This window comes from uncultured Tenacibaculum sp., from assembly GCF_947502995.1.
Lineage (GTDB): Bacteria > Bacteroidota > Bacteroidia > Flavobacteriales > Flavobacteriaceae > Polaribacter.
The window spans coordinates 39,076-45,517 of the sequence record NZ_CANNBW010000031.1 but is presented as its reverse complement, the minus strand read 5'-3'; the positions used below and the strand labels follow the sequence as shown (position 1 = coordinate 45,517).

5 protein-coding genes are annotated in these 6,442 nt (G+C 30.0%); all 5 read right to left on the bottom strand.

What is annotated here, in order from left to right; genetic code table 11:
* Window positions 1–119: 119 nt before the first annotated feature.
* Window positions 120–2,051: a T9SS type A sorting domain-containing protein gene (locus tag Q1A46_RS19650; RefSeq protein WP_299683130.1), complete on the bottom strand. Its 1,932-nt coding sequence runs from the start codon at window positions 2,049–2,051 to the stop codon at window positions 120–122.
* Window positions 2,052–2,278: 227 nt separating this feature from the next.
* Window positions 2,279–3,205, bottom strand: a complete 927-nt coding sequence (locus tag Q1A46_RS19645) for a hypothetical protein (RefSeq protein ID WP_299683128.1) — start codon at window positions 3,203–3,205, stop codon at window positions 2,279–2,281.
* A gap of 64 nt (window positions 3,206–3,269) precedes the next feature.
* Window positions 3,270–4,550, bottom strand: coding sequence for an argininosuccinate lyase (gene argH, locus Q1A46_RS19640; RefSeq protein ID WP_299683126.1), 1,281 nt, complete (start codon window positions 4,548–4,550; stop codon window positions 3,270–3,272).
* 44 nt (window positions 4,551–4,594) lie between these two features.
* Window positions 4,595–5,686 (bottom strand): M20 family metallo-hydrolase, encoded by a 1,092-nt coding sequence (locus Q1A46_RS19635; protein ID WP_373456523.1) that lies wholly within the window; start codon window positions 5,684–5,686, stop codon window positions 4,595–4,597.
* Window positions 5,665–6,441 carry an acetylglutamate kinase gene (gene argB, locus Q1A46_RS19630; protein ID WP_299683124.1) on the bottom strand — a complete coding sequence of 259 codons (777 nt, stop codon included), beginning with the start codon at window positions 6,439–6,441 and terminating at the stop codon, window positions 5,665–5,667. The genes Q1A46_RS19635 and argB overlap by 22 nt, the downstream gene beginning before the upstream one ends.
* Between the last annotated feature and the right edge of the window lies 1 nt (window position 6,442).

Genomic DNA, 6,442 nt, shown 5'->3' with positions numbered 1-6,442 from the left:
GTTCGCTTTTTCTTGGGTACAGTGTTATTCATAAAATAAGTCTAAATTGTGTAAACTTATTTCAGGACGGGACACAAAATAAAATAAAAGCCTTTCTTAAAGAAAGGCTTTTTGTTGTTTTAATTACGTTTAATAAAGCTTTTTGTTCCTTTTTCAGTTTTGATAAAATACAAACCAGTTTGAAGAGTTTGTATTTGAATTTTTTGCTGTTTAGTTTTTATAACTTCTCGACCATTTGTATCATAAATTTTAATTAGAGAGTTTTCAGGTATTCCGTTTATATTCAATGTGTTTTTTACTGGATTTGGATAGATATTAAATAGACTGATATTATCATCAGTTTTAATATTGAATCTTGAAGAGATAGCACTTAATAGTGTAGCATTCAAATTAGAACTTCCATGTAACCAAATTGATTTTCCAATTTCGTTATTCCATCTTGAAGAAATTCCTGTATTAGATTGAACTCTTGCATCTCCCCAATATCCCTCAGCATATCCACTCCCAGGTCCGAATTTAGAAGTGTCTTCATCCCAATTCACATTAATGTAATCTACAGCTCTAATAACATCTTTGTTGGCATATACATATTCAAACATTGGTGTATACCATTCATTCCAAATTTGATTAGATGATTTATTCTGACAATTAGAATTAGCAGTTCCGTCTATAAACCCAATATTACATTTTGTTCCGGCACTTACATCGTAGCCTTGAGGTGAAGTTTCAGAAAGCTTTACAGGTTTATTTTTACGCCTAGCCAAATTAATTACTTCATCAGCTAATTGTCTTTGTGTTGCAGCTTGATATCCGTTTCTTTCATAGACACGATCTGGAACTAAAAACCAAGAAAAACCTAGCCAATCTACATAATCATCTCCTGGCCAAAAATCTTCAATATTTTCTCTTCTTCTGTCAATTAAATCATCAACAGGAGAAGCACAAGCCTGCCAAACAAAAGCTACATTGGTTACACCTTCAGCTCTCATTACATCAACAAAACGTCTCCAAGCTCTTTTAAATTGACCACTATCGTATCTATTCCAAGCACCATCAAATTCAAAACCTAAACGTAAATAAATGGCAATATCATTATAATCTTTTGCAAATTTTGCAAATCGTTTTATATTATCGTCCCAAACACCATTTCCTATTTGATTCAAACATCCAGCACACCAAGTTTCAGATTCATTTCCTTCAGCAATACTCATTCCTATAGATAAACTAGAATTTGGAAAACCTATAGCACCACTGTGACTATTTAAAGGTCCAGCTCCCCAATTAATGTCTATACCAGTTGGAACTCCATTTGGATTTTCACCTAATGCTCCATATTGTGGATTAGATGGATTTAAAAGATTGTAAAAAGCAACATATTGTGTAACTCCTCCCATTGCTGGATACAAATTAGAATTATCGTATTCTGCAACAGTTTTTAAATCTTGACCAATGGTTAGTAATATTTTATCATTAGGAGGTAATAATCTCGCATTTAAACCAGATGTGGGATTACAAGTATTTGGACAAGAACCTCCACAATCAATTCCGGTTTCATTTCCATTTTGAATTCCGTCATTACATGTAGGAGGTGGAGTTATATCGCAAGAGTTTGAACAAGAACCTCCACAATCAATTCCAGTTTCGTCTCCGTTTTGAATTCCGTCATTACATGTAGGAGGTGGAGTTACATCGCAAGAGTTTGAACAAGAACCTCCACAATCAATTCCAGTTTCGTCTCCGTTTTGAATTCCATCGTTACAAGCTGGTGTTACAGGATCATTACAAGTTTCATTACATCCACCAGAACGAGCTTGTTGTTCATCTACCCAACATCTTCCACAAGCGTATAAATTATATCCAGGAGGACAATCACCAGCGCAATTTTTGTTTTTATTTTGTGTTGTAGTTGTTTTTTTAGAAGCTACTTTTTTTAAGACTTGATGAATGGCCTTTGTTGTTTGGTCTAATTTTTTTGAATTAGAGTTTTGTGCAGACAAAGAAAATGACATCACAAAAAATAGAGCGTAAAATAAAAGGGAATATTTAAACATGATTTTAAAAATGATAGGTTAATAATTATTGCGAAATTAATAACGTACATGGTTTTAAATTTTATGTTTTAATAAAATAAGTTTTGAATTTTAAGAAATGTGTATTTTTTTAAGATATAGATTTGTTAGATTCTTACTAGCCTTAATGGTCTTTTTATAATTTACGTAAAGCTTTACGTAATTTTTACGATTATTTCTTGTAGTTTGAGAATATTCCGAAATGAGTTTTATTGATTATTTAAATCAATTTTTACCTTATAAATCCTACTCTGACCATTCATATAACCATTAGTAATTGTATTGAATTCTGAAAGACTATCTGTTTTTTTAAGTTTTGTATTATCTCTTTTACTTGTAAAATAAAGTGTATTTGTTTTTTCATCATAAAAAGGGCAATAATCCATTCTCTCTGAGTTAATCAGATTCCCTAAGTTTTTTCTTTTTTGAAAATAACCTTTTTCATCTTTAATGCTGATGTATAAATCACCACTTCCTATTCCATCTTTAGCTTTATATATAGTATACAAAAGGAAATTTTCATCTGGATCAATAAATGCATTAAATTCATAACCTTTACCATTGATGTTTTCATTTAAAACCTTTGGTTGCTCGTAGTTTGATCCATTCCATTCGGCAAATAAAATATCATCTTTACTTGTTTTGTTATTTTGATCTGAAGTATAATAGATATTATGTTTTTTACTTAAAGAAGGATAAAATTCATTATGTTTTGTATTTACAGGAGTTCCTAAATTTATAGGTTGAGACCATTTAGAATTAATAGTTTTACGTTCTACATACCAAATATCGTAATCATCTTCTTTTCCATTTTTATTCTTAGGTCTGTTTGACGAAAAATACAATCTTAAATTATTTGGAGATAAAAAAGGTTCAATGTCTCTGTGTTTTCCTGAAAATGAAACTATTTCAAAATTTCTCCATGTATTATTAATATTTTCAGCCTTTACAATAGCAGCTTTACTTTCATTTAAGTTTTGAATAGTAAAGTAAGCTTCTTTTCCGTTAGTTGATAAAGTAAAATCTCTACAACTTATAAATTGTTTAAACGATTGATCTATAGGAAGTACTTCTTGGGTTTGGCTAAAACTAAATAATGTAAATAGAAAAATGTACCCTGTAATAATAGTTTTCATAAGAATTCATTTATCACAAAGTACATTTTAATATTAGTAATTGTTTACAGAAAAGTAACTTTAACTAAAGTTTAGCATCCAACTTTTCTTTTATTTTGTCTAACGATAAGTTGTTAATACTTCCAATATGTGTATGCTTTTTTGAAGTATCTGGAACGTAGGTTTTGTTTTCTACTTCGCCACTAATCTTTAAATAAGCTTCTCTAAAAGGCGTTCCGTTAGTTACTAGGTTATTAATATTATCTACTGTAAAGAGATATTTATATTTCTCATCGTTAATATTTACATCTTTTACAATGATTTGCTGAATACTATAGTTGAAAATATCTAAAAGTAATTTTGTGTTTTCAATAGCTTTAATACTATTTTCTTTTAATAATTGATAATCTCTATGATAACCACTAGGTAGATTATTTGTTAACAGCAACATTTCAGTATGTAATGCTTGAATTTGGTTACACTTACCTCTAATTAATTCAAAAACATCTGGATTTTTCTTATGTGGCATAATGCTGCTTCCAGTTGTTAATTGATCAGGAAAAGAAATAAAACCAAAATTCTGACTCATATATAAGCAAATATCCATAGAAAATTTACTTAATGTATTGGCTAAATTACCTAATGAACTGGCTAAAACTCTCTCATTTTTACCTCTAGCCATTTGTGCAGCTACTACATTATATTTTAGAGTTGAAAATTCAAGTTCTTTTGTTGTAAAATTTCTATCAATAGGGAAGGAACTACCATAACCAGCTGCTGAACCTAATGGATTTTGATCTACAATTTTTAAAGTAGCTTTTAATAACTCAATATCATCCAATAGTGTCTCTGCATATGCAGAAAACCATAAACCAAAAGAAGAAGGCATTGCCACTTGTAAATGTGTGTATCCAGGCAATAATTTTTCTTGATGTAATTCTGCTAATTGAATTAAAGTGTTAAATAAAGTTTTTACTTTGTCAATAATTACTTGTAATTCATTTTTATAGTATAGTTGTAAAGCCACTAAGACCTGATCGTTTCTTGATCTAGCGGTATGAATTTTCTTTCCAGTATCACCTAGTTTTTTAGTTAATTCATATTCGATTTTAGAATGTACATCTTCAAAATCATTCTCTATAATAAATGATTCATTTTCTATTTCTTTAAGTAAAGTATCTAGAGCTTGAATCAAAAGTTTTGCTTCTTCTTCAGATATGATTTTTACTGAAGCCAACATTTTTGCGTGTGCTTTTGAAGCAATCACATCGTATTTTGCTATATGTAAATCAATCTCTCTGTCATTGCCAACTGTAAAATTTTCAATGACTTTATCTAGAGAAAATTCTTTTTTCCAAAGTTTCATGTTTTCAATTGTCAGTTTTCGGTTATCACTTACTAGTTAATTGATCAATGATCAGTGAGAATTGTAGTAAGTATTTTAATATAAATATCTATTCCTTCTTTAATTTCATCAATGTAAATGAATTCATCTGCGGTATGAGAACGTCTACTATCACCAGGACCTAATTTTACAGACTGACAATTTAAAACTGATTGATCTGATAGGGTAGGAGAACCATAAGTTTCTCTACCTAAAGCTATACCAGCTTGAATTAATTCATGATTTTTATCTATTGATGATGAATTTAATCGTAAACTTCTCGGTATAATTTCACAAGGAGCTTCTTTTTGTAATAAATCAGCAATTTCTTGATTTGTATATTTATCGTTCACACGAACATCTACTACTAAATCTACTGCAGATGGAACTGCATTATGTTGTTTACCTGCATTAATTTGTGTGACTGTCATTTTTACATCACCTAAAACTTCTGAAGTTTTATCAAACGTGTAGTTTTTAAACCATTCTAGAACCTTTATTGTATTGTAAATCGGATTATCATTATTAGGATGTGCGGCGTGACTTGGTGTTCCTTTTACTTTAGCATCAAAAACAATCAATCCTTTTTCGGCAATAGCTAATTGCATTAATGTTGGTTCTCCAACAATGGCTACGTCAATTTTAGGAATTATAGATAACATGCTATTTAATCCGTTTGGACCACTACTTTCTTCTTCAGCAGAACCAACAAAAACTAAATTATAGTTTAAATTTTCTTGATGATAAAAATGAGTGAATGTTGCTAATAAAGAAACCAAACATCCTCCAGCATCGTTACTTCCTAAACCATATAATTTTCCATCTTCTACAATGGCTTTATGTGGATCTTTTGTGTATCCGTTATTTGGATAAACAGTATCGTGATGAGAGTTTAATAAAATAGTTGGTTTACTTTCATCAAAATATTTGTTGACAGCCCAAATATTGTTATTTGTTCTCTTATAATCAATACTGTGAATCGTACACCAATAGGCTAAAACCTCCGCAGTTTTATCTTCTTCTGAAGAAAACGATGGAATCTCTATAAGTTTTTTTAAGAGATCGATAGCGCTATAGGTAAGTTCTTTTTGTGTCATTATTGTTGAAACGTTGTACATTTTACATTCGTGTTAAAAGGCATTGCGTTATTTCCTATATGAACACTGTTTACACCTTTTTTTATTGCTTGTAAACAGTTATGTATTTTAGGAAGCATACCTTCATTAATTATTTCTTCACGCTTTAAATCTTCAAATATCTTTTCATTAATCTTTTCAACTACGGAATCATCATCAGTAATATTTGTTAATACACCATTTTTTTCAAAACAGTAATAAAGCGCAACTTTGTATGATTTAGATAATGCTATTGCTAGTTCAGCAGCAATAGTATCTGCATTTGTATTTAGTAATTGTCCGTTTTCATCGTGTGTAATGGCACAGAAAATCGGACTAATTTTATTGTCTAGTAAAATCCGTGAAGTTTCAGTATTTATTTCAATAACATCACCAACAAAACCATAATCTATAGTAGTTACAGGTCTTTTTACAGAAACAATAGTATTGCCATCTGCACCAGAAAAACCAATACTATTACATTTTCTAGCTTGTAATTGTGCAACAATATTTTTGTTGATTTTTCCACCGTAAACCATAGTTATAATCTCTAAAGTATCAGCATCAGTAATTCTACGTCCATTAATCATATTAGGGCTGATTCCCATTTTTACTGATAATTCTGAAGCAGCTCTTCCACCACCATGTACTAAAATTTTTGGTGATTCAAGTTTTGCAAAATCATCAAGGAAATCACTCAATAATTTTTCATTGTTGATTACGTTTCCTCCAATTTTTATAATCTTTAATTCTTGCATA

Coding starts and splice junctions, on each gene's coding strand:
- Q1A46_RS19645 (WP_299683128.1), bottom strand. CDS start 3,205: ATGAAAACTATTATTACAGGGTACATTTTTCTATTTACATTATTTAGT.
- Q1A46_RS19650 (WP_299683130.1), bottom strand. CDS start 2,051: ATGTTTAAATATTCCCTTTTATTTTACGCTCTATTTTTTGTGATGTCA.
- argH (WP_299683126.1), bottom strand. CDS start 4,550: ATGAAACTTTGGAAAAAAGAATTTTCTCTAGATAAAGTCATTGAAAAT.
- argB (WP_299683124.1), bottom strand. CDS start 6,441: ATGCAAGAATTAAAGATTATAAAAATTGGAGGAAACGTAATCAACAAT.
- Q1A46_RS19635 (WP_373456523.1), bottom strand. CDS start 5,686: ATGTACAACGTTTCAACAATAATGACACAAAAAGAACTTACCTATAGC.